At 35.6% G+C, this 22,520-nt stretch carries 24 protein-coding genes; 7 read left to right on the top strand and 17 right to left on the bottom strand.

What is annotated here, in order from left to right:
• Positions 1–18: 18 nt before the first annotated feature.
• From ACWATA_RS05950 to mreC, 10 genes are all read right to left on the bottom strand, one after another.
• Complete coding sequence (locus ACWATA_RS05950; RefSeq protein WP_376184282.1) at positions 19–1,185, bottom strand: alanine dehydrogenase; 1,167 nt, start codon at positions 1,183–1,185, stop codon at positions 19–21.
• Between the two features lie 335 nt (positions 1,186–1,520).
• The gene (locus ACWATA_RS05945; protein ID WP_376184283.1) at positions 1,521–2,384 is read right to left on the bottom strand and encodes a DUF4097 family beta strand repeat-containing protein; all 864 of its coding nucleotides are present in this window, start codon (positions 2,382–2,384) and stop codon (positions 1,521–1,523) included.
• Complete coding sequence (locus ACWATA_RS05940) at positions 2,374–2,937, bottom strand: HAAS signaling domain-containing protein (protein ID WP_376184285.1); 564 nt, start codon at positions 2,935–2,937, stop codon at positions 2,374–2,376. Before ACWATA_RS05940 ends, ACWATA_RS05945 begins: the two co-directional genes overlap by 11 nt.
• Positions 2,924–3,253 (bottom strand): PadR family transcriptional regulator, encoded by a 330-nt coding sequence (locus tag ACWATA_RS05935; protein ID WP_033580026.1) that lies wholly within the window; start codon positions 3,251–3,253, stop codon positions 2,924–2,926. Before ACWATA_RS05935 ends, ACWATA_RS05940 begins: the two co-directional genes overlap by 14 nt.
• A gap of 278 nt (positions 3,254–3,531) precedes the next feature.
• Entirely contained in the window at positions 3,532–3,687 is a 156-nt protein-coding gene (locus tag ACWATA_RS05930) for a hypothetical protein (protein WP_028414887.1), read from the bottom strand.
• Between the two features lie 492 nt (positions 3,688–4,179).
• The gene (locus ACWATA_RS05925) at positions 4,180–4,848 is read right to left on the bottom strand and encodes a phosphatase PAP2 family protein (RefSeq protein ID WP_028414889.1); all 669 of its coding nucleotides are present in this window, start codon (positions 4,846–4,848) and stop codon (positions 4,180–4,182) included.
• Between the two features lie 140 nt (positions 4,849–4,988).
• Positions 4,989–6,407 carry a HAMP domain-containing sensor histidine kinase gene (locus ACWATA_RS05920; RefSeq protein WP_430093570.1) on the bottom strand — a complete coding sequence of 473 codons (1,419 nt, stop codon included), beginning with the start codon at positions 6,405–6,407 and terminating at the stop codon, positions 4,989–4,991.
• The gene (locus ACWATA_RS05915; protein WP_154989921.1) at positions 6,408–7,091 is read right to left on the bottom strand and encodes a response regulator transcription factor; all 684 of its coding nucleotides are present in this window, start codon (positions 7,089–7,091) and stop codon (positions 6,408–6,410) included.
• 261 nt (positions 7,092–7,352) lie between these two features.
• The gene (locus tag ACWATA_RS05910) at positions 7,353–8,048 is read right to left on the bottom strand and encodes a response regulator transcription factor (RefSeq protein ID WP_028414892.1); all 696 of its coding nucleotides are present in this window, start codon (positions 8,046–8,048) and stop codon (positions 7,353–7,355) included.
• A 181-nt stretch (positions 8,049–8,229) separates the two neighbouring features.
• Positions 8,230–8,874, bottom strand: a complete 645-nt coding sequence (gene mreC / locus ACWATA_RS05905; RefSeq protein ID WP_473049639.1) for a rod shape-determining protein MreC — start codon at positions 8,872–8,874, stop codon at positions 8,230–8,232.
• A 644-nt stretch (positions 8,875–9,518) separates the two neighbouring features.
• On the opposite strand from mreC, the gene ACWATA_RS05900 reads away from it, so the two are divergent.
• The 3 genes from ACWATA_RS05900 (at position 9,519) to ACWATA_RS05890 (ending at position 10,878) form a co-directional block, all read left to right on the top strand.
• Positions 9,519–10,283: a COG4705 family protein gene (locus ACWATA_RS05900; protein WP_228123018.1), complete on the top strand. Its 765-nt coding sequence runs from the start codon at positions 9,519–9,521 to the stop codon at positions 10,281–10,283.
• A gap of 113 nt (positions 10,284–10,396) precedes the next feature.
• A complete protein-coding gene (locus ACWATA_RS05895; protein ID WP_155017460.1) occupies positions 10,397–10,555 on the top strand; it encodes a hypothetical protein in 159 nt (52 codons plus the stop codon).
• Between the two features lie 47 nt (positions 10,556–10,602).
• Complete coding sequence (locus ACWATA_RS05890) at positions 10,603–10,878, top strand: hypothetical protein (RefSeq protein WP_140451129.1); 276 nt, start codon at positions 10,603–10,605, stop codon at positions 10,876–10,878.
• A gap of 529 nt (positions 10,879–11,407) precedes the next feature.
• Here ACWATA_RS05890 and ACWATA_RS05885 read toward each other — a convergent pair.
• Positions 11,408–12,310 (bottom strand): LysR family transcriptional regulator, encoded by a 903-nt coding sequence (locus tag ACWATA_RS05885; RefSeq protein ID WP_028414894.1) that lies wholly within the window; start codon positions 12,308–12,310, stop codon positions 11,408–11,410.
• A gap of 178 nt (positions 12,311–12,488) precedes the next feature.
• On the opposite strand from ACWATA_RS05885, the gene ACWATA_RS05880 reads away from it, so the two are divergent.
• From ACWATA_RS05880 to ACWATA_RS05870, 3 genes are all read left to right on the top strand, one after another.
• Positions 12,489–12,998, top strand: a complete 510-nt coding sequence (locus ACWATA_RS05880; RefSeq protein ID WP_051137135.1) for a cyclophilin-like fold protein — start codon at positions 12,489–12,491, stop codon at positions 12,996–12,998.
• Positions 12,999–13,079: 81 nt separating this feature from the next.
• On the top strand, positions 13,080–14,249 hold the full coding sequence (locus ACWATA_RS05875) for an MFS transporter (RefSeq protein ID WP_473049638.1): 1,170 nt from the start codon (positions 13,080–13,082) through the stop codon (positions 14,247–14,249).
• 130 nt (positions 14,250–14,379) lie between these two features.
• Positions 14,380–15,087 (top strand): SDR family oxidoreductase, encoded by a 708-nt coding sequence (locus ACWATA_RS05870; RefSeq protein WP_473049637.1) that lies wholly within the window; start codon positions 14,380–14,382, stop codon positions 15,085–15,087.
• A gap of 112 nt (positions 15,088–15,199) precedes the next feature.
• Here ACWATA_RS05870 and ACWATA_RS05865 read toward each other — a convergent pair whose 3' ends face one another.
• From ACWATA_RS05865 to ACWATA_RS05855, 3 genes are all read right to left on the bottom strand, one after another.
• Complete coding sequence (locus tag ACWATA_RS05865) at positions 15,200–15,610, bottom strand: cupin domain-containing protein (protein WP_028414898.1); 411 nt, start codon at positions 15,608–15,610, stop codon at positions 15,200–15,202.
• Between the two features lie 57 nt (positions 15,611–15,667).
• Positions 15,668–16,531, bottom strand: a complete 864-nt coding sequence (locus ACWATA_RS05860; RefSeq protein ID WP_473049636.1) for an aldo/keto reductase — start codon at positions 16,529–16,531, stop codon at positions 15,668–15,670.
• A 117-nt stretch (positions 16,532–16,648) separates the two neighbouring features.
• Positions 16,649–17,404, bottom strand: a complete 756-nt coding sequence (locus ACWATA_RS05855) for a carboxymuconolactone decarboxylase family protein (RefSeq protein WP_473049635.1) — start codon at positions 17,402–17,404, stop codon at positions 16,649–16,651.
• Between the two features lie 216 nt (positions 17,405–17,620).
• On the opposite strand from ACWATA_RS05855, the gene ACWATA_RS05850 reads away from it, so the two are divergent.
• Entirely contained in the window at positions 17,621–18,169 is a 549-nt protein-coding gene (locus ACWATA_RS05850) for a TetR/AcrR family transcriptional regulator (RefSeq protein WP_473049634.1), read from the top strand.
• Between the two features lie 299 nt (positions 18,170–18,468).
• On the opposite strand, the gene ACWATA_RS05845 is transcribed toward ACWATA_RS05850, so the two are convergent.
• The 3 genes from ACWATA_RS05845 to ACWATA_RS05835 form a co-directional block, all read right to left on the bottom strand.
• On the bottom strand, positions 18,469–19,026 hold the full coding sequence (locus tag ACWATA_RS05845; protein WP_473049633.1) for a sugar O-acetyltransferase: 558 nt from the start codon (positions 19,024–19,026) through the stop codon (positions 18,469–18,471).
• Positions 19,027–19,192: 166 nt separating this feature from the next.
• Complete coding sequence (locus ACWATA_RS05840; protein ID WP_047750085.1) at positions 19,193–20,551, bottom strand: SLC45 family MFS transporter; 1,359 nt, start codon at positions 20,549–20,551, stop codon at positions 19,193–19,195.
• A 1,379-nt stretch (positions 20,552–21,930) separates the two neighbouring features.
• Complete coding sequence (locus tag ACWATA_RS05835; protein ID WP_473049632.1) at positions 21,931–22,347, bottom strand: helix-turn-helix domain-containing protein; 417 nt, start codon at positions 22,345–22,347, stop codon at positions 21,931–21,933.
• Positions 22,348–22,520: the final 173 nt, after the last annotated feature.

The raw sequence follows: 22,520 nt of genomic DNA, 5'->3' as shown, positions 1-22,520 counted from the left end.
TATCCTCCTTTCGTAACGTTACATGTTTAAAAAATTAGTTGATCTTGTTGATGTAGCCGGTGGTGCTGGGTCTAGTTTTTCTTCTTTTATATGTAATACGTCTTCTGGTTTGATCCAAGGTCTATTTTGGATAGCACTTGTTTCCTCATGTGTAAGGTATCCTTTATAAGCGGTTAAGCTTCGTCTTAAAAATCCGTCTTTAATACAGGCTGATTTCACACCTGAATTTAGGATAGATTGGATATGTGGCAATACAGATGCCGCATAAGCTACAGAAGTAGAATTAGCAATAGCTCCAGGAATATTGCTGACACAATAATGAACGACACCATTTTCGATATATGTAGGATTTTCATGAGTTGTTTCACGGAAGGACTCAATCGCACCGTCAGTATCATTGCTAATATCTACAATAACTGATCCTTTTTCCATTAAATTGAGCATATCACGATCTATTAAATAATCTTCGCGTTCCTTTGGCCATTTAACACAGTTAATCACCATATCAATTTCAGGAAGCAATTTTTTAATATTTTGCTTAGTTGATAGCTGCGTATTTACTTTTTCATTATACGTTTTGCCAATATCTCTTAATGTTCCGTAATTGATATCCATTACAGTACACCACGCGCCTAAAGAATGTAGCACCTGCAGCGCCGACCTTCCTACTAGTCCTCCTCCAAGGATAAGTACCTTCATACCAGGGGCTCCGGCTAAGCCACTAACAAATTTTCCTTTCCCGCCGTTAATCGTCAGCATAGCCTGCAGACCCATTAATGCACCTTGTTTTCCCGCTGCTTCACAGTTAACTGAACCAAATCTATGAGAATCCTCTGCTGTGAACGCAATACATTTGCTATCGAGTATAGCTTGTACCTGCTCTTTGTGTGCAGCTGGATGTATACACGTATAGATAATTTGATTTTCCTTAAGCAGCTTATACTCATTTTCTTCAATTTCTTTAACTTTTGCGATAAAGTTACATCTTTCATACATCTCTTCTGTTGTTTCTACTATTTCCGCCCCTTCTTTTTCATACTGTTCATTCGTAAATCCCGCTAGTACGCCCGCATCTTTTTGAACAAGAACCGTATGACCATCATCTTTAATAGCAGCAGCCTCCACAGGCGTCATAATTACTCGATACTCTCCCACTTTATTATCTTTCAATACACCAAATATCATGTTGTTCCCCCTAAAGTCGTTTTTTTGAATGCTTCTCCTTCTCATTCCTGCGTGATATCAAAGTTAATTAAACTATTAATAATATTCAGATTAAAATGAATACAGCTTGTTTTTCTAGCACGCAAGTTTTGGAGTAATTGTTCTATTAGAACCTTATTCTGCATTCACTTACCAAATTATAAATTAAAATGAATAAAAATTCAAAATAATATAATATTACTATTTATTTTTTGTGTAGTAACAAGCTTTTAGCTTATTAATCTTGCATAGAAAAAAGGTTCCACTCATCAACGTTCAATGAGTGAAACCTTTTTAATTTAGTTATAGCTAATAGGTTACTTTACTACTGAAATATTGCCATTGTGAGTAGCTAGTTTAATGATATTCTTTCCATTTCCAATAACAGCGTTACGATCATATTTATTCAAAATATCGACTTTTCCATTATCGACAGAAACGTTAAATTGAACGTCACTTGGTTGTTTTTCTGTCGTAATCGTAATCTTTCCATTGTGCGTTTTAAAGTCAATATCTCGATCAAGTTCTTCTGTTTCAAGAGCGATACTTCCGTTATGGGTTTCACCTTCTAAACTACCTTCCACGTTACTCAGCGTTATTTTTCCGTTATTTCCTTTTGCTTGAACTGTTTTGGCTGCAGCATTTTTTATGCTTGTGAGTCCATTGTGTACGTTTGTATTCAGGCTTTCTGAGTCAATATCCCCTAATTCCACACGTCCATTGTTTGCACGAACAGAAACATCCGCTGCGCGTAATTTTTTAACAGACACATATCCGTTGTTGCTGGAAATCACCAATGAACTATACTGTTTTTCAGGCAGATAAACGTTGATGGATAGCGGTTTTAATACACTAACAATGTCAAAATTGACCCAGCTGCGCTGCTGTTCATTATAGGAGATAAAAAGCGTTGAATTTTTAACGTCAGTAGTGAAGTCTCTTTTTATATTAGGAGATGTTTCGCCTTTTAATGTTACTTTGATATTATCACCTTTGATAGGATACACATGAACACGAGTATTATCCGTATCGATGTTTACCTTGGATACTTGATTGCTGTTGATCGTTTTTTCTTTTGAAATAGGTTCAGGATCAATAGCACGATAAGTAAGGAGGCCTCCTATAACCCCAACAAGGATGAGAATGCCTGCAAGAACGGAGAGTTTCTTTTTATTCAACACGTTTTAAACCGCCTTTCACCAGTGATACATTGTATTTCAGATAACGTACAAAGCCTTTTATAGCTAGCTTCGTTACAACAAACATACCTAACATAATAAAATATCCAATTCCGCAAAATGCTAACGCCATAAATAAATTAAAGAGAAAAAAGCCGCTTGAATGTACAATAGCCTCACCGAGAACTAGAATAGGAGATAGCAAGAAACATATACCTATGGCCCAAGCTGATAAAATAAAGCCAGCTAATGCAACGGCCGGACCAAGAACAATTACTACATTAAAAAAAGCTAAACCAATTACGGCCCAAGTGGCTCTCAAAATATTTTGAGTTGTTGCCTTAGCTGTTGCTTGCTCAACGTGATAATCTGCCAGCAATTCTTTGGCTATTTGATTCGGGGAGCCTAGCGACGCTACAATTTCTTCTTCTGTTTTTCCTTCTTCTAAGCCAATGGAAAAATGTTCTTCATAATCTTGTAAAATATCTGCTCGTTCTTTTGAGGATAATGGTTTTAATGATTCATTTAATTGCTGTAAAAATTTACTCTTCGACATTGTTCACACCTTCTTTGATTAATTGATTAACACCTCTTGAAAATTCGTTCCATTCATCGATAAGTTCGTATAAATACTCCCTGCCTTTATCGGTAAGCTGATAATATTTCCTTGAAGGACCTTCTGTAGATTCCTTTAAATACGTTGTAAAATATTCTTCTTTTGTTAATCGGCGCAGAAGAGGATATACCGACCCTTCTGATATTTCAATTTGATCGGAGATTTTTTGAACTAATTCATATCCATAGCGGTCTTTCTTATCCAGTAATACAAGGACACAAAGCTCTAAAACTCCTTTTTTAAATTGCACGTTCACTGTTCTTCACCCTTTTCTTTTCACAGTCCACTACTGTTTATTGTATAGTACTGATTTATAATAACTTCCTAATAATTACAATATATCACCAGCTATTGTTTATTGCAAGGTACTGTTTAATTTTTTTTAAAATTTTAATCATTTTACGTTCGTAAGGTATTTTTTATAAAGCAAGGTTCAACCTTCTTTTTCTAATTAGCTTATAGATGGAATTATTTTTAACGCGGCCAAAAGAAAAAGCAGCCTATAACTATAGACTACACAGCAGCGATGTCAGGCTATTTTTCTTTTGCTTGCTTGATAAATAAAAAAAAAACCGTAATTAAGATAAAATAATTTAGCGGGTTTTTAAAGATATTCCCGTCTAAAGCTAATTGTAATAAGATCCACAAAGCGAATATAACGAGTATGGCTGGTATTATAAGTTTGTTCATACATTGCTCATCCTTAGTCTCAGAGTAATACAGTAATCATGACTCTCAATATTTTTTATACTGTAAAAATTCAATCCACAAATAGCTTTGAAAGTATATTGATTGAATTACTGTAAGAATATCACTTTTTAAGATAAAATTTAACAGTTTCTGCCACAATCGATAGAAATGGATCAATTTCATTTGATTTTTTTGTAATAAGTTCAAGAAAAAAGTAACCGTTATTTTACATTTTCTAATAATAAAAACAGTCAATTTTATGACTGTTTTAAGTAGAATGCTATCAAAAATTTCATTTCCTAGGTGGTGTATCATCTTTATAAAAAATGCAGTTCTTATAGATTCGTTTTTTATTCCCCCTACTGAAAAAACGTCCATAAATCAATGCTGGCTGTTCATATCAGTACTTTTGATAATCCACACTTAATTATGAAGCCAGTCACTTGCATCCTTAGCCTATATGATTATTTCCGTGTTGATATATCATCGTATTCATTCTTTACTTTGAGTAGATCTTCTTTGCTCAACCTTCTTCTCCTGATAGCGTTGATAGAACCAAATAGCAATAGCTAGCCAGCAGCCGCTAGCAAAATAGCCTCCAATAACGTCGCTAGGATAATGCACGCCTAAGTAAATACGACTAATACCTATTGCTAGAATCATTGTAGTGGTAATAACGATTAAAAGTGTACGTCCCCAGCGAGTAGAAATATGACGCCAGAGCAAAAATGAAAGGACGCCGTAAACAGCAAAAGCACTCATAGCATGCCCACTTGGAAAGCTATAACCATTGATTTCGATTAATCGATGGAAATCAGGACGTGCACGATGAAAAAGTAGTTTTAGCAGCTCATTGAGGATTGGAGAACCTACAATAATCGCGATAAATAAAATAAGCTCCGTTCGATGTTTTAATACCTTATAGAGAAAAAACAAACTAAAGAGAGAAATCACTGCAACAGATGGCGTAGAGCCAATAAAAGTAAAGCATTTCATAATAGTCGTTAGCCCAGGAGTTTCGAACCCTTGAATTAGCGATATAATAGACCGATCAAATGCGACAATTTTTGATCCATTAATTAAAAGAGCCATCCCACTAAAACAAATAAGGGACAACAAGCTTAATATAAAAGCAAGTGTAAATTGAAACTTCAACTTCATACTAGACACCTCTACTTTCTGTGCTTTATCAAGCTACTTTTGATGAAATGTGATAAGGTCTTTTTACTTTTAGATTTTGATGCTTCTTTGCTTTTGAAGTTAGGAGTATTAAAAATAAAGAGCTTGTTTTATATGCACATTTATAGAGAGTTAGTAAACAGAGGCAATACAGCCGTTACATTTGTTCCTTCGCCCTCTTTACTCTCGATGTTAATCGTACCGTGGTACTTTTCAATCCATCGTTTGGCTATAGCCAGTCCTAAGCCAAGTCCTCCTTGTTTTCGGCTCCTTGCCTTATCCACTCGGTAAAATCTATTTAAAATATAAGGTATATCCTCTTCTGGAATTCCAATTCCTTTATCCATTACTTTAAGGGATACCTTTTCATTGATGAGAAAACAGTCTATAACTACCTCTTTCTCTTCCTTCTTAGAATATTTGACTGCATTATCTAACAAAATGATTAATATTTGTTCTAGATGGCGAGAAGAAATATTCACGTACAGATTTTCATGTGAGTGTCTTATTTTAAACTCATAGTTGTTATACAGTACTTCAAAATTCCTTACAACATGTTGAACAGTGGCCAATACGTTAATAGGTTCAACATCTACAGGATTTATCAGACTATTTTCAGCTCGGGATAGCTCCAATAATTCTTGCACAAGATTCGTTAAACGCTCTACTTCTTTCAGACTGGATTTCAAGGATTTATCTAATACTGCTGCATCATTTTTCCCCCACCGATTTAACAATGTCAAATGTCCTTGGATAATGGCTAACGGAGTTCTTAATTCATGTGAAGCGTCCTCTACAAACTGTTTTTGCTGTAAAAAGGAGTCTTCAAGGCTATCCATCAACTCATTAAATAAACTGCCTAATTGAGCAAATTCATCGTTTTTTTCATTAACTGGAACACGTTCTTCAAGGCCATTTGTTTTTATTTTTTTCATCGTCAATGTTAACGCTTGAACGTTAGATAGTATTTTCTTTGCTAGAATGGTTCCACCTAGAATACTAAAGATTAGTGAGCCTATCCCTGCAGCAAGCATTAATAAAAAAATCTTGTCCATAAAAGCATCAGACATCTCCATATTTCTAACAATTTCAACCGTTCCAGTGAAGTTGTCGGTGACAATTGGAGAACGAAGAACGAGTAGACGTTCATCGTGGTTTCGAATCACTTTATACTCTTTGTGCTTCACCGCCTTCGGTTGCTGCCAGTTTGGTGAAACATTGTTTGAGGTACTGGTTATAATGTTCCCTTTCCTATCAAGAACACGAATCAACTGATTCTTTTCATTAATTTTCGATAAGTATCCTTCACTGTTTTCAATTTGTTTTAAGGATAAAGGTTCATCATCAGATTGAATAAAAGCGAGAACCTCGTTTAATTGATGAATACCATTTTGCTTCTCATAATTTAAAATACCGTTATCAATCACAATGTATTGAAAGAGGTTATAAGAGAGAAAAAGAAAAAATAAAAACATGGAAGACCATAACGTTATCTTCCATCTTATAGGTAAATCTTTTATACACTTTATCCACTTTCTCATTTAAACATCACGCATCACGTACCCAACCCCTCTGATGGTTTGAATATATAACTCTTTGTCCTGCGCACTTAATTTATTTCTTAAATATCTAACATATACATCGACAACATTCGTTTCAACAACTGAATCGTACCCCCACACTTGCTCTAAAAGTATGTCTCTCGTTAATACTTTGTTAATGTTACGCATAAAAATGGCTAGGAGTTCAAATTCTTTATTCGTGAGTTCAATTAGTTTTTTTTCTTTTATCACTGTTCTTGATTCCAAATCAAGTTCAATATCTTTAAATGTTAATAGTAGCTTCTGATTCAGCATCTTGTTGTTTTCTTGACGTCTAAAAATGACTCGCATTCTTGCAAATAATTCTTCAATTGCAAATGGTTTGGACAAATAATCGTCAGCTCCATTATCAAGCCCCATTACCCTGTCCATGACACTATCCTTAGCTGTGAGCATAATAACAGGAGTATCCTTAGTTGTTCTTAGTCTTCTGCATACCTCAATTCCATTTAATCCAGGCATCATTAAATCCAATAATATAATATCGTACTTCTGCTTGGTTGCTTTATCTAAACCAGTACGACCATCGTAAGCTACGTCAACTAAATATCCTTCATATTTTAGTTCTAATTCTAAAAATTCTACTAATCCTTCTTCATCCTCTACAATTAGTACCTTTTGCATATAAAGTACTCTCCTTTGTCTAAAAATTAAAAACGTAAAAACTGCTTCTACAAATGAATATGAGTACTAGTACTATATCCCTCAATTTTGAAAGATAATAAGAAGAAATATGAAATAAGTTTTCTATGACTTTCTTCTTTATAGGCTTTTCTTCAATTTATCAAATAAAAATTAGATTTGAATAAAAAAGAGATTAAGAATAAATGAATTTATTTCTTAATCTTCTTTAATGAATCATATAAAGTTGCTTTCCTTGTTTCTTTAACTTTCTTTAATGGTGTATCCTATACCTCGAACAGTCTCAATGAGTGAGGGACTAAACCCTTCTTCAATTTTCTTTCTCAAATAACTTATATAAACATCAAGTATATTTGTATCTCCTTCGTATTCATATCCCCATACATTTAGTAAGATTCCTTCACGAGTAACCGTCTTATTTTTATGGATGACTAAGTAAATTAATAAATCATACTCTTTAGGGGTTAAGCTGATTTTTTGCCCAGCTCTAGTTACTTCTCTTGATTCAGTATTTATAACCATATCTTCAATTAATAATAACGAGTCTTTTTCTACCTTATTCCTAATAACAAGGTGCTTATAACGTAGTAAAGAACGTATCCGAGCCAGCAATTCTTCAGTTTTAAATGGCTTAGTTATATAATCGTTTGCGCCATGATCTAACCCCAGTATTTTGTCTAGAGTTGAGTTGCGAGCTGTCAAAAGAATAATGGGCACGTAATTTTCTCTCTTTCTTACTTTACGCAAGACCTCTATACCACTCATTTCCGGTAGCATAATGTCAAGTAAAATTAAATCAAACATATTTGATAAGGCCATTTCGAGACCATCTCTTCCATTGTTTTTAATTTTCACTTGGTAACCTTCATGTTCAAGTTCCATTTTTAATATATTGCCTATTTCTACTTCATCTTCCACAATTAAAATACTTTCTTTCATCTAACTAACCCCTCTTTTCAATCTCTATATTTTTGCTTTGCATATCGATCGCTCTTTCCAATAATAAAGAGAAGTGTATAGCTATCACAAACCAACATCTCAGTGGACAATAAGAAATTTTAAGTGCTGAACATAAAAACATAAGATAAAAGACTTCTATTAGAATGTGATATTAAATTCCCTACCCATTGTCCTTTGCTTTAATAACAATTACTTCACTAATGTCATTAAAGTTGGATGAGGGTTTTACAACGGCCAATTGCGTTAATCCATATTCATCAGGCTTTACTTTGATGACTTTTCCTAAGGCTAATTTCCTTTGAAAGATTGAACTGATAGGAGAGGTTTGAACTTTATCTCCTACATTAACCTCAGCCTCACTAGGGATTTTTCTAATAATTAAATTACCTTTTTTATCATCGTAGCCTTCTAATGTTCCATTCACGCTTTTCCTATCCTTTAACATTACCGCCATACGATTTGTCCTAAGGTTTGAGCTAATTAGTTCTACGATAGAGGTTGACGAAAAAACTTTGGATACCTTCCCAATAACTCCATTTGTACCTAGCACATTCATATCTATTTTTAACCCCTGCTTCTTTCCTTTATCAATTGTTAATTCATTGTTCCAGTTGTTCGTTGAGCGGCCAATTACGGTAGCTGTTACAGGATTATAGGTTTTCACCTGATCTTCTGCTTTTAAAATTTTTTTAAAGACTTTATTTTCATATTCCAACTTATAAGCATTTGCTTCCTCCTGATTTTCAGTGGCTAGCTTATTCTTTAAGATAGAGTTTTCTTTGTAAGTGGAAAATAATTGACTCACTTGTTGAGGTTCACTCCAAGAAAGCTTGTCTAAAGAAAGTAAGCTACCTTTGTACAAGGTTCCAACAAAAATAAGTCCTCCTACAGTAAGAATCCCTCCTATCAAAATATATGTATGTCTTTTCTTCTTTCTTTGAAAACGTATCAAAATGGCACCTTCCTACCAATAGTCATGCTATTTATAATCTTAATAGCTGTTTCTTAAAAATTTCTTAAGTATCATCATCTTTGACCTCTTAACAACTGTTCAACGTTCTCCTTCTTTTAATGAATTGTACTTATTTTCTAGTTTCAAAAGCTGAAGGCATAACGTTATGTTTAAAAAACTTGGCTCACATAATTTAAATTTAATACTGTGTAATGAAATTTAAATGAAATTAAAATGAGAATCCGATAAAAAATAAATATTTTATTTTTATAAAAACATCATGGTGCAACAGAGTTGATAAAACATTAATAAAAAGTTTTTTATAAAAATCTCATTAAATTCTTATTTATTTTTCATTTTGATTTTAGAAAAAGACTGTACAGTTTGAATTGCAGCGATGAAGCTTTTAAAAAATTTCTTTAAGAAAAACGTTAGGCAAGTGTGCCGTTTATTTAAGAGAATAAACACTTAGCACAGGAAGGAGAGAAAAATTAAAAATGCAAGCATCTTCGCCAATGAATAAAATTGCACAAATTACCCTTGTTTTTTGGATTATGAAGATTTCTGCTACGACACTGGGTGAAACCGCAGGTGACTTATTAGCACAAACATTAGGAGTTGGATATGCAGTTAGTACGCTGATCTTTTTTAGCATATTTTTAATTACACTTGTAGCTCAACTAAGCTCTAAGAGATATATTCCGGCCCTTTATTGGACTGTTATTCTGTCAACTAGCGTAGCTGGCACAACTATGTCTGATTTTATGGATCGTACACTGGCATTAGGTTACGCAAAAGGCTCGATGATATTAATCACTATATTGTTGTCGATATTTGCATACTGGTATTTTAGCGAGCGTTCATTAAATATCAACTATATTAGAAACCGCAAGGCTGAAATACTTTATTGGATTGCCATCCTTTTCTCAAACACATTAGGTACAGCTTTAGGAGATTTTTTGTCTGATACGTCTGGCCTTGGATATATAGGTGGAGCTATTTTAATTGGCAGCTTACTAGCATTCATTGTTATATGTACCTTCTATACAAAGATTTCTCGTGTATTTTTATTTTGGGTAGCATTCGTTTTGACTCGCCCTTTCGGAGCAACATTTGGAGATCTTTTGACAAAGCCACATGAAAAAGGTGGTTTAGACTTAGGTACGGCAGGCTCTTCTCTAGTCCTAGCCTCCATTCTTATTGCCTTTATGATTCATACGACATTTAAACAAAATAACGTAAGCTCAGAACAAGCGCTGTAGATTTCCTTTTTTATTTAATACATTACAAAACCCATAAAAAGAAAAAATCTAACGAAGTGACTAATTGCATGAACCACCTCTTTTTCACACATACTCGTAAGGAGGTGGTGTTTATGGTTAATCAGTTAGAAGTTCTTACCCAGCGTGTTAATGATAAACAATACGATTACTGGCTTCATCATGATTTATTTAGTGCTCAATGGTGGCTAATTATCATTTTAAGTGCGCTTTTCTATTCGTTTTTTATCTCCTCATTGACCGACAACGAATAATATTTATTCTCTTAGTATTTTTCATTAGCTTTGTTTTAGTTGGTACTGTGGATGAACTCGGGAAGTTCTTTGGCGTATGGAGCTACCCTCATCAATTATTGGTCTTTACTCATCGTTTTAATTCCGTTGATTTTGCAGTTATCCCGGTTATACTTACATTAGTTTACCAATTCTTTAGCAAATGGAAGTTTTATTGGATTGCTTCTCTTATTGCTTCAGCTTTTATCGCTTTTATTGGAGTGCCTATATTTACTTTTTTCCATATTCTATGGAGCATATTAATTGCAGACACAAAAAAAGCTCACCTTAAAAGGTCAGCCTAAATAGGGGAGTTCTATAGAAAATGTTGTATTGCATTACTGATATTTATACTAGCATCTAATAGTGAAAAATTAGTGAAATGTTCGTCTCACTTATCTTTTTAAAAATTTCTTCTTTGAAAAATGAAGTCTACGTTTTAAGCTCTCACTATAAAAGCGTGAACTCGTGACAGGCTACGCTTTTATACATCTATATTCCATTAAGATCTATGAAAGTTAACCGGTCTCTAATCAGCGCTTACTCGTTCAAGCCTGCTATTTTTAGGTACGTCTCTTTTATCTTCAATCGCTCTCCGTAAAGGAAGCTAAAAGAACTGTAAAATATATGGACGAAAAAGCTAATCATTATCTTGATATTATTAACGGTTTATCGCCAGATGACACTAACCCTGGCGAATGGGAGTTAATACATCCTAATAAAACATCCTAAGGCTCTTAACATCACCTCCATACCTGCAGTAAAAAGACTTATCTACCATACCGTATAGATAAGTCTTTTTACTCCATTTGTTTGAACTAGACCGATGCGCTGTCAGTTTAGAGTTTGTGAAAATTCCCCCTGCAGTTCTTTTAAAAACGCATCAGCTGCAGCTGAAAGAACATGATGCTTTTTCCACACAATATTTAAACCTGATTCAAGTCTTGGCTGTAACGGCCTGAAACAAAGGTTGCTATTAGTAGACGTATTGACTATTTTATCAAGTGTTATGGCATACCCAATGCCTTCTTCAACCATAATGGCAGCATTATATGCAAGATTGTATGTAGTAACGATGTTTAATTTATGAAAGTCTTCGCCAAACCAATCCGAAAATTCATTTTTTGAAAATGTCTGCTTCATGGCCTGTCGTGAACAGATTAGTGGAGCGTTTAATAAATCCGCAGCTTGAATGCTTTCTTTGAGGGCAAGAGGACTGTCTCTTCTCATCACAACGCCCCAAACATCTTTGGCAGGGATATTAAGATAATTATATTTTGAAATATCAGCCGGTTGAATTAAAATGCCAAAGTCAAGCAGCCCCTTGTCAAGCCGTTCCGTTATATCTTCTTCGTTTCCGCTGTAGAGGTGATATCGTATATTGGGATAACGTACCTGCACATCTTTTGCGACTCGTGCAATATGTTTCATTGCTTCTGTCTCCCCGCCCCCTATATAAATATCACCACCTATTGTTTCTTCCATGGAACTAAACTCCGCCTCTAATTTATCGACCATATTAACAATTTCCTCTGCCCTGTTTCGCAGAAGCATTCCTTCATCTGTCAAAATGATACTGTGACTGCTGCGAATAAATAATTTTTTGCCTAACTCTTGTTCAAGATCTTTTAATTGTCTAGACAGTGTTGGCTGTGTCACATGCAAAACATCAGCGGCTTTCGTGATGTTTCCTTCTCTTGCAACCGTAAGAAAATACCGCAAAACTCGAATTTCTATATCCCTCTCCTCCTTTCATAAGCTTTAGTATATACACTCCAGAAATGCTTATCAAACATATCATGATATAAGATATAAGTATTTTTTATATTTGGAAGAAGCCGTTAGAATAAACAACAAAGAAGTTCATATCACACCATCAACATATTTAATAATTCAATGTGGAAAGGATCTTAAGATGAAAAAAATGTTATATCTGCCTTCTATCTTAGTAATAAGCGCTGCACTCGCTGCTTGCGGCAACAATAATTCTTCTGCAACCGACCATAATGCCAGTAAGCATTTAAACCGAGTACCAGAACAAACAGAAGAAGATAGTATTTCAAATACAAGAATAAAGTTAACGTTCAACAACAAAGAAGTGTTTGTTAGGATGTACGATAACCCAGCAAGCAAGGATTTTCTAGCTCAACTGCCTTTAACCGTAACGTTTGAAGATTATATCGGTAAAGAGAAAGTTAGTATTTTACAAAAAAGATTATCTATAGATGATGTACAAGCCGAAGACCTATCCAAAAAAGGAGACTTTGCTTATTACGCTCCTTGGGGAAATGTAGCTATTTTTTACAAAGGTCTTGAAGATGCTACAAACGACCTTATCATACTAGGTCAAATTGAATCAGGAAAAGAAAATGTTGAAAATGTTGATGGTGATTTTACAGGTAGAATTGAAAAAGTGACTAAGTAAAAACATGACAATACACCTTTAAACAACCCGCTTTACAGCAACTAGAACACAACATTTTTTAGAAAGAAGGATTTTTATTTTATGTCTAAACAAAACAAGCTACTTATATTTGTCTTAACTTTAGGAGCTTTCGGTATTATCAATACCGAAATGGGCGTTATAGGGATATTACCCTACATTGCGGATCACTTTCATATCAGTGTATCAAAGGCAGGATGGCTGGTTAGTCTCTTCGCGCTTACTGTGTCAATATCCGGTCCAACGATGCCGTTATTATTTTCGGGAGTCAATCGCAAGAAGGCAATGCTGCTTGTACTTGGTATTTTCATTTTAGGTAACATTATCTCTATCTTTACTTCTAATTTTGCTATTGCCATCATTGCGCGTGTGATTCCAGCTATTTTTCATCCAATTTATTTTTCAGCAGCTTTTACAATGGCGGCGAACTCAGTTAACAAGGAAGAGGCTCCAAAAGCTGTTTCAAAAGTCTTTATTGGCGTATCTGCAGGTATGGTACTTGGTGTGCCGATCGCAAGTTTTCTTGCAAGTACAGTCTCGTTTCAACTGTCCATGACGTTTTTTGCTGTTATTAATGCGATAGTATTTATTGCTACGTGGGCATTCTTCCCTTCAATGCCTGTTAAAGAAAGACTTTCATACGGAGCACAGCTCAGCGTATTAAAAAAACCCGTTACTTGGCTTTCGATCATTGCTGTCCTTTTACTCAATTCAGCAGTATTTGGGGTATATAGCTATCTTGCTGAGTATCTTAAAAGCGTTACGAACCTCTCTGGGCAATTAATTAGTTTCATGCTGGTTCTGTACGGTGTGGCAAATATTATCGGAAACATTATCGCAGGGAAATTACTTACGAAAAATGCCATTAAAACGGTAGTCGTTTTTCCTTTCGCATTGGGAATCGTTTACATCATTTTATTCTTTATCGGACAGTTTACTTGGCCGATGGCTATCATGACTTTAGTTTGGGGAATATTTGCTGGTATAGGAACGAATATTAACCAATATTGGATTTCATCAGCAGCTCCAGAAGCCCCTGATTTCGCGAATGGATTATTTTTAGCATCCGTTAACTTAGGAACAACGATTGGTACAGCCGTGGGTGGACTGTTTATATCAGGAATGGGTATACAATACGTTGTACTAGTGGGCATCTTGTCATTAGTATTGAGCGTAGTATTTATTTTACCAAGAAGTTATATGAAACGTCCTGTAAGTCAACTTTCGAAATAAGACATCAACGCAACTTTCTTTCGGGATCCCTAGTAGGATCCCTTTGTTTTCTTTTATTACATCTATGAAAAACTGAAATCTATTCTAGTCAATGCTTACAGAATTAATAAATAAAAATGGAGGACTTGAAATGGAAAAACATACTAAAGTTGCACTCGCCACCGGAGGAAATCGCGGTATTGGCTATGAACTAGTGAGACAATTGGCGGTGGATGGTTTTAAAGTCATTTTGACAAGCCGAAATTCAGAAAGCGGACATAAAGCCATGCAAAAACTGAAAGACTCTCATCTTGATGTTTCGTTTTTGACAATGGATATAAACAATCAAACAAGTATCGGTCAAGCTGCGGCTAAAGTAAGTGAGCAATATGGAAGATTGGATGTGCTAATTAATAACGCGGGCATATATTTAGATAAAAATCAAAAGTTAGTAGATATGGATCCTTCTGTTCTAGAGAAAACGCTAGAAACGAATTTCTTCGGTGCCTACCATGTAATCCGTTCCTTTATGCCCCTTATGGAACAGCAAGCCTACGGAAGAATTATTAATGTTTCATCAGAATATGGCGCAATGAGTGAAATGTCTTCTTCAGGAGTGGGCGCTTATAAGTTATCTAAGCTCATTTTAAATGGCTTAACGCAGTTAATAGCTGCAGAAAGCACCAAAGATATCAAAATTAACGCGGTCGATCCGGGATGGGTAAGCTCAGATATGGGTGGACCATCGGCTCCAAGAACGCCACAGCAAGCTGCTAGTTCTATCCTTTGGTTGGCAACGATTGGACCTGAAGGACCTTCCGGAGGCTTTTTTAAAGATGGAAAACAAATCAATTGGTGAACTTTTATAGCGTTAAGGCTATTTCCTATGACATCTTGAACGCATAATAAAAACCCTACGGATTATTAGGAATAATCCGTAGGGTTTTTGCTTCTAAGATACATACGATCTATTATTTTATGCTATTATATTCCTCATCCGTTACTGGTTCTAACCATTCCGGCGTACCGGCAGTGATGGCAATGTGTTCAAACCAGCTGTCTTTTGCAGCACCATGCCAATGTTTGACACCATCATGCGTCACAATAACATCTCCAGCTTTTAAGAATTGTGCAGGTTTTCCTTCTTCTTGGTACCAACCTTCGCCCCCTGTTACTAATAGAAGCTGAAATCCATCACGATGAATATGCCAGTTATTGCGGCATCCAGGTTCAAAGGTTACATTTCCAACTCCAACGTTCACTTTAGGATCTGCGATTAAGGTTTGGAGATAACTTTGTCCAACAAAAAATTGTGCATACGCTTCATTCTTTTCACCTACTGGAAAAATAACGCCATTTTTTACTTCTTCATGTTTTGCCATTTTGATTCCTCCAATACTATCATTCATTGCTATAAAAAGTCCTCATTCGTTAGCCGTTTATTTTAATTTCCCGCCAAATACCGGGAAGTAGCTATGCTCACCATAATCTCGAATAGGTTCTACATTTTTCAAAGTCTCCATATCTGCATCGCTGATCCCAAAATCAAGCTTTGCATTGATTCTCATATGATCTGGATTTGCCGTCTTAGGAATGACTGCAAGACCAAGCTGAATATCATAGCGCAGGCAAAGTTGAGCAACAGACACTCCGTATTTATCAGCTATTACCTTCACTTCTTTATTATCAAGAACCGCACCGTGCGCAATTGGTGAATATGCTTCTACTAAGATACCATTCTTCTGGCAGAACTCAATTAACTCCAAAGGCGTATTGCTCACATGTGCCAATATTTGATTGACCATAGGCTTGATTTCACAGCTAGAAAGAATATTCTCTATATCATCCTGAAGGAAGTTAGAAAGGCCGATTGCCTTTACCTTCCCTGCCTTATAAGCATCCTCCATTGCTTTCCATGCCTCTTTGTTTTCTTCGAAGTAGCGTTTCTCTTCTCTAAACTCCGTCCAAGGCTGTGGACTGTGGATAATTAGAAGATCAATGTAATCCAGCCCCAACTTTGTTAAAGACTCATCAATGGAATTCGTAACTTCCTCATAAGTTTTTGCTTCTGCTGCAACCTTTGTTGTAATAAAAAGTTCTTCTCTTGCAACACCGCATGAACGGATTCCTTCGCCTATACCAGCTTCATTCATATAAGCTTGTGCCGTATCAATATGACGATACTCGCTAGATACCGCATCACGCACTGCCTGCGCTGCCTGTTCATCATCAAGCAGCCAAGTACCCAGGCCTAATAGCGGAATTTCTACACCGTTTGATAATTTATACGTTTCATTAAACATGTTTTTTATCTCCTTTGAATTGTTTATTTTTTGTAGTAGCTTGTCTTATATGCTTTGGTTTCCCATTTCTTATCAGGAAGTTCTTCACATAAAACAGAAATTTTCCACTCTCTTCTCTTAGTTTTCAGGGCTAATTTCATTAATACAAGCTAATGCATTTAGTGTTCTTGGAAACCCCATATATGGAAGACAGTGAGTAATTGCATCAATCAATCGCCCCTTGTCATTTCCAACATTCAGGTTACCTTGTACATGTGCCTTCACTTGACCTTCAGCACCGCCTAACGCACTTACAATACAGAGAGTTAATAGCTCTCTTGTTTTCAAATCAAGTCCGCTTCGGGTGTAGAAATCTCCGAAGCAAAAAGCAGAAAGATATTCCTGTATATGCGTTTGATTCGACGGAGCATTCTTCTGCATTTTTTTAATCACATCGCCGAAGATCTCTACTTGAGTAGCCAGCCCTTTTTGCAAACGATTCTGTTCATCTACCGTCTTTTGGCTTTCAATTGGTAAAGGAATATTCTTTGCTTTAAAAACCTCATTCACTTCATTGATGGCATTTAACGTTTTTGGAAAGCCAATATATGGTGCACACTGGTAAACAGCCTCTTTAATTTCTACAGGTGTTAGCCCAATATTCAGTGCTGCGCTAACATGTGCTTTTAACTGAGATAACGTCTGGTTAGTAACCAGAACGACCAGTGTAATTAGTTCACGTTGCTTATCGTCTAGGTCACCTTGATAAAAAACTTCTCCAAAAATGAAATGACTCAGAATGTCTTGAAAATCCGGATCGGTAACATGTGTAGCCGGAACACCATCGCTAAACAGCTGTTTATATTTTTCTGCACTCTTATCAATACGGTTCATACACATCCCTCCTCTTGAATTTCATTTTTCTATACTTTCAAAACTCTCTATCTTTTTGTTGAAAAAATAATCAATATTGATTGATTAATCAACATCTGTCTATAATTATAAAAGCAAATAAAATCCTTTCAATCGTTAATTGAAGGCGATTCGTTGATTACTCAACAAATGAAGAGGTATTGTTGAATATCTTTTAAAAAAAGTGAGGTTTTTAAAATGGCGAAAGTGGATAGAAGAATACTAAAGAGCCAAGAGGCTATAAAAAACTCAGTGACTGAATTAATGACCAAAAAACGATTTGATGACATTACCATTCAGGATATTGCTGACAAAGCAAACGTTAACCGAGGCACGATTTATCTTCACTATATGGATAAATATGATTTATTAGATAAGATGATTGAAGAACATATGAACAACCTCGAAGAACTATGTCATTCGGCTGCTGATATGACGTTCCAAGAAGGAAATTATGTTTGGTTTGAATATTTTGAGCGTCACCATCTCTTCTTTTCAACCATGTTAGAAAGTAAAGGCGCTCATTATTTCCGCAGCCGTTTTCTTGAGTTAGTCATCCAAGAGTATGGTCCTGAAGTTGATACAACTGAAGGAGAAAACAAAGGGTTGCGTAAAGAGGTTGTTATTCAGTTCTTTGCCTCGGCCGTTGTAGGGACAGTAGAATGGTGGTTTAAAAACGGGATGCACGTTCCAACCGATGTAATAGCCGAGCAAACCGGCATATTGTTAGATCGGAATTTGGAATAATTTAATCCGTTTTATACGTACACATAAATGAAAATTCCCCCAAAGTGTAAAAGTGGCAGAAACTTTCTTATTATAAGATTATGTTAATAAGCTGAGTTAGAGATGAAATGACTTGCAGTCAGATAAAGAGATCATCTCAACATAAAAGAACAGCACTAAACCTGCTGAGTATCCATAGGTTTAGTGCTGCTCAAACATTTTGTTTTTTTAACGAATATTGATTTTTAGAGAAGGAGTCATTTCTATTGAGAATACTTTATTTTCTAATTGCTTTATAAACGATGTTTAGCTCGTAAAAACTAACCCAACTTCTTTATAATCTTTGCGGGGTTCCCTCCCACTACTACATGATCTGGAACATCTTTTATTACAACAGCTCCGGAAGCGATTACAACATTATGTCCAATTGTAACGCCTGGATTGATGACAGTTCGTCCCCCAATCCATACATTATCTCCAATCGTGACGGGCTTGGTATATTCAACTTCTGTAATTCGCTGTTCTGCATTCACAGGATGAGTATTCGTATAAATATGTACGCCCGGTGCCATCATGCAGTTCTTACCTATTGTAATTCGTCCCCCATCTAAAAGTGTGCAGTCAAAGTTCGCATAAAAATTTTCTCCTACGTGGATATTGTATCCGTAGTCGCATCGAAAGTTAGATTCAAGGTAAATGCGTTCTCCTGTTGAACCAAATAGTTCCTTTAGTAACTCCGTACGCTTTTCATAATTCGTCTCATCTGTACCGTTAAACGAACGAACAAGCCTTCTTGCATCTTCCCGGTCCTTTACTAATTCTTGGTCTGCTGGAAAATACAGCTCGCCATCCACCATTTTTTCTTTTTCAGTTTTCATTGATTCATTCTCCATTCTTGTTATCAAATTTCCCACTGAATTGAATTCGTTTACATTTTATCATGATAGTCAATACAAAAATAAGATGTTTATAGATTCCGGTCAATAGCTCGAACACAAAAAAGCTAAGAAACCACGCTGCTTTTGTACCATGGACAGTTACTAATTAGTTTGTATATGTTTCCTTAATAATTGAAACAGACGCTGCTCCCGTAGCAAGTAAAATACCTGAGATTAAAATCATGCCCGGCATAGAAGATCCGATTATTGGGAACAAAGCAAAACTCAAGCAAGAAGCTATAATTTGCGGCAAACAAATACTTCCATTAAATAACCCTAGATATGTTCCCATATTCTTTCCTGACAGGGCGTTGGTAAGCATCGTGAACGGAAACGTCATCATAGCAGCCCAAGCGATACCAATTAAAATAAATGAAGCAATCAGCATCCATTGATTGTGAATAAAAAAGACAGATCCAAAACCAATACCGCCTAGCAGTAAACTAAAAGCATACGCTGGCTTACGTTTGTTGTTGGCTACGCGTGACAAAACTAGTGACCAAATGACTGCGGCAATCGACTGTACAGCTGATAAAATGCCGAACCAGTTGCCAGCTGCTTGATAGCCTGAGCTAGACGGCTGATTCGTATACCAAACGTTTTCAGCGACTGCACCTGTACCGTATGTCCATAAATATTGAAAGCCCATCCAGCAGAAAAATTGAACAAGTGTGACCGTCCAAAAAACCTTTGGAGCGTTGCGAAGCAGTTTAAAAACGTTTACATTTTCTTTTGTAGCTTCATCTGGAATACCATGGTACGCTGCAAATTCTGCAGGTGAATATTCTTTTACTTTAAGTATTGTAAATAAACTACAAATAATTAACACAACGGCTCCAACATAAAATGAAATAACAACTGATTGTGGTACTACCCCTTTTGGTGCACTATTTGATACGCCTAATACCGTTAAAACAAAAGGGAAAATACAGGCTAGCACAGCACCGCTGTTTGATAGAAAACTTTGAATAGAATAGGCAAACCCTTTTTGCTCTTCATTGACCATGTCTCCAACCATCATCTTAAATGGCTGCATGGCTACATTTGATGATACGTCCATAAACAAAATAGTGATGGCGCCAAAAGTCATAGCAGCCACCGCACTAAAACCAAAACTGCCGGCGTTTGGCAGCAAACACATAACAATTACGGCTACAATTGCGCCAATCAGTAGATAGGGGATACGACGGCCAAGCCTTGGCATCCAGGTACGATCTGAAAAATAACCAACTAAGGGCTGAACCACTAAACCGGCCAACGGCGGTAAAATAAAGAAAAAGCCTAATGTAGTTGGATCAGCACCGATTGTTTGAAATATGCGTCCCATATTTGAACTCTGTAATGAGAATGCCATTTGTACACCTAAAAATCCAAAACTAATTAACCATATGGTACTGATCGGTAGATAAGGTAAGTTTGGCTGAACGCTTTTTTCACTGGTTTCAACGATTCTTTCTTCTAACATAACTGCCTCCTATGATTCAATTAACAGCCGCAAAAGATAGATGTTCTGATGTAAAGTGCTACGACATTCGTTGTGAACGTTTTCAAAACAACGATGAATACTGTAAATGTTAGTGTCTTTGGCTGGCTGTTTTCTATTTTGCTAGATTACCTCAGGAATACGGCATAACTAATAGTCCTGTCTAAAAATGCTGTTTGAGTATGTAAGAATTTTCACTATCGGCTCATCCGTAAGCTGCTGACTATCGCTTATACCTTCTTAAAAGTTTCATAAAATCTAATTATTAAAAACATTAGAATACTTTTATTTGAACATTATATACTAAACTAATAATTTAATGCAATCGTTTGCACAAATTATTTTTTAAATATTTAAAGACCTTCGAATCTCGTGACACTATGCGTACATACTCATTATCATCGCTTTAATATTTCTAAGTCAAAGGAGGCTTTACTCTTGAAATCTTATAAAAAACCCAAAGAATATACGTATTCCTTGGGTTTGAGTTCCTTTAATTCACTTAATTTCCTTCTGGAGCAATCCATAATAGAACAGAGATTATCTGTAATATAACTTTAACTGAAGGTTTTTGTAACCATAAGGATTATAAAGAAGATAACCGCGAAGAAAAATCCTTGACTGACAGGGCTAGTAGTCTTTTTATCTAAGGATTTTCGGGTAAATAGCTTGAAAAACAATGGAAACAGAATGCCTCCAATGATTGCTGTAATTAGTGCTTTAACTAACATCCAATACTCCTTTCTAAAAACTGTTAATATCCGTATATATCTGGTTCAGTAGAGAAAACAACATCCCCCCATTTCCCGGGCAAATATTTTGGTAACCAATAGGAATGTTTAAGAGTTGATACCTTTAGCTATCACACTACTTTCTTATGTAAAAGGTTTTACAATTAAAAGCATAATAAACATGATAATCGCAAACAAAGCTCCCTGAAGAACAAAGTTTATTGGCCTATGAGTAGCTTCATTTGCTTTTAGAAAATACTTTGACCATCTTGTATGCATCATTACTTTTGCACATAGGCTAAATAAAACCCCCGCAATGATTGAGGCAACTGCTGTTTTTAAGATATAAATTCACTCCTTTCTAAAACAATTGAAGGATACCCATAACTTAACATAAACACCTAAATCATACAAAAAAACCATAGAGTCGAAAGCGCATGGTAATCGCCCGTAAACCATTCGTTTACAGACGAAACTGTGAATTAGGCTAAGAAATTTTGTGGAAAACCGTTCATTTCCTTACTACTAACATTTTTAATAAACCCTCTAAAAGAAAATAATAACCAATGTTAATGTTTTTATGACTACAAGTACAAAAACAGGCTTTAAGATTTATTAAAGCCTGTCCACTTACCTTTCTTCCTGAAAATCCCTTTTTATACTCCAAAACATTCTCATTAAATCTTCATAAAAAAACATCGTTAGAAAACCTAGTATGGTAACCCCCGCTGAAAATTTACCTAAATCTAAAAATAACCCTACGAATACAAGAATGATTCCAACCACAAAACCAGGATCTGAAAAATCCTCGCTCTTTTTTCGGTCAATTGCTATTTTGCTTTGAAACGATTGATCCCCTTTAATCAATTCATCCAATGTCACATTATAAAGCTCACTTAACTTAATAAGGTTCTCAATATCCGGATACCCTTTATTATTTTCCCACTTATAGACGGCTTGTCTAGATACATTCATTTCCCCAGCTAAGTCTTCCCTGGACATCTTTTTTTCTTCCCTTAACTTCTGCAGCTGTTCCCCTAAATTCACTCTCATCACCTCTAAGGCTTAGCTTACAATAAATATGTAAAAAATTCCATAAACGCTTAGTAACAAGCTGTAAACCATTGGTTAACGCGGCAAATATAAAGCGTAATCACTGGACATGTACAAATTCAACACAGAAAAAAAGCTAGCATAAAGCTAACTTTTTTAAGTTAGAG

The sequence above is a fragment of the Priestia sp. USM5 genome, from assembly GCF_058323215.1.
Note: the sequence above shows the minus strand (reverse complement) of the source record. Positions and strands in the feature narration are given on the sequence as shown.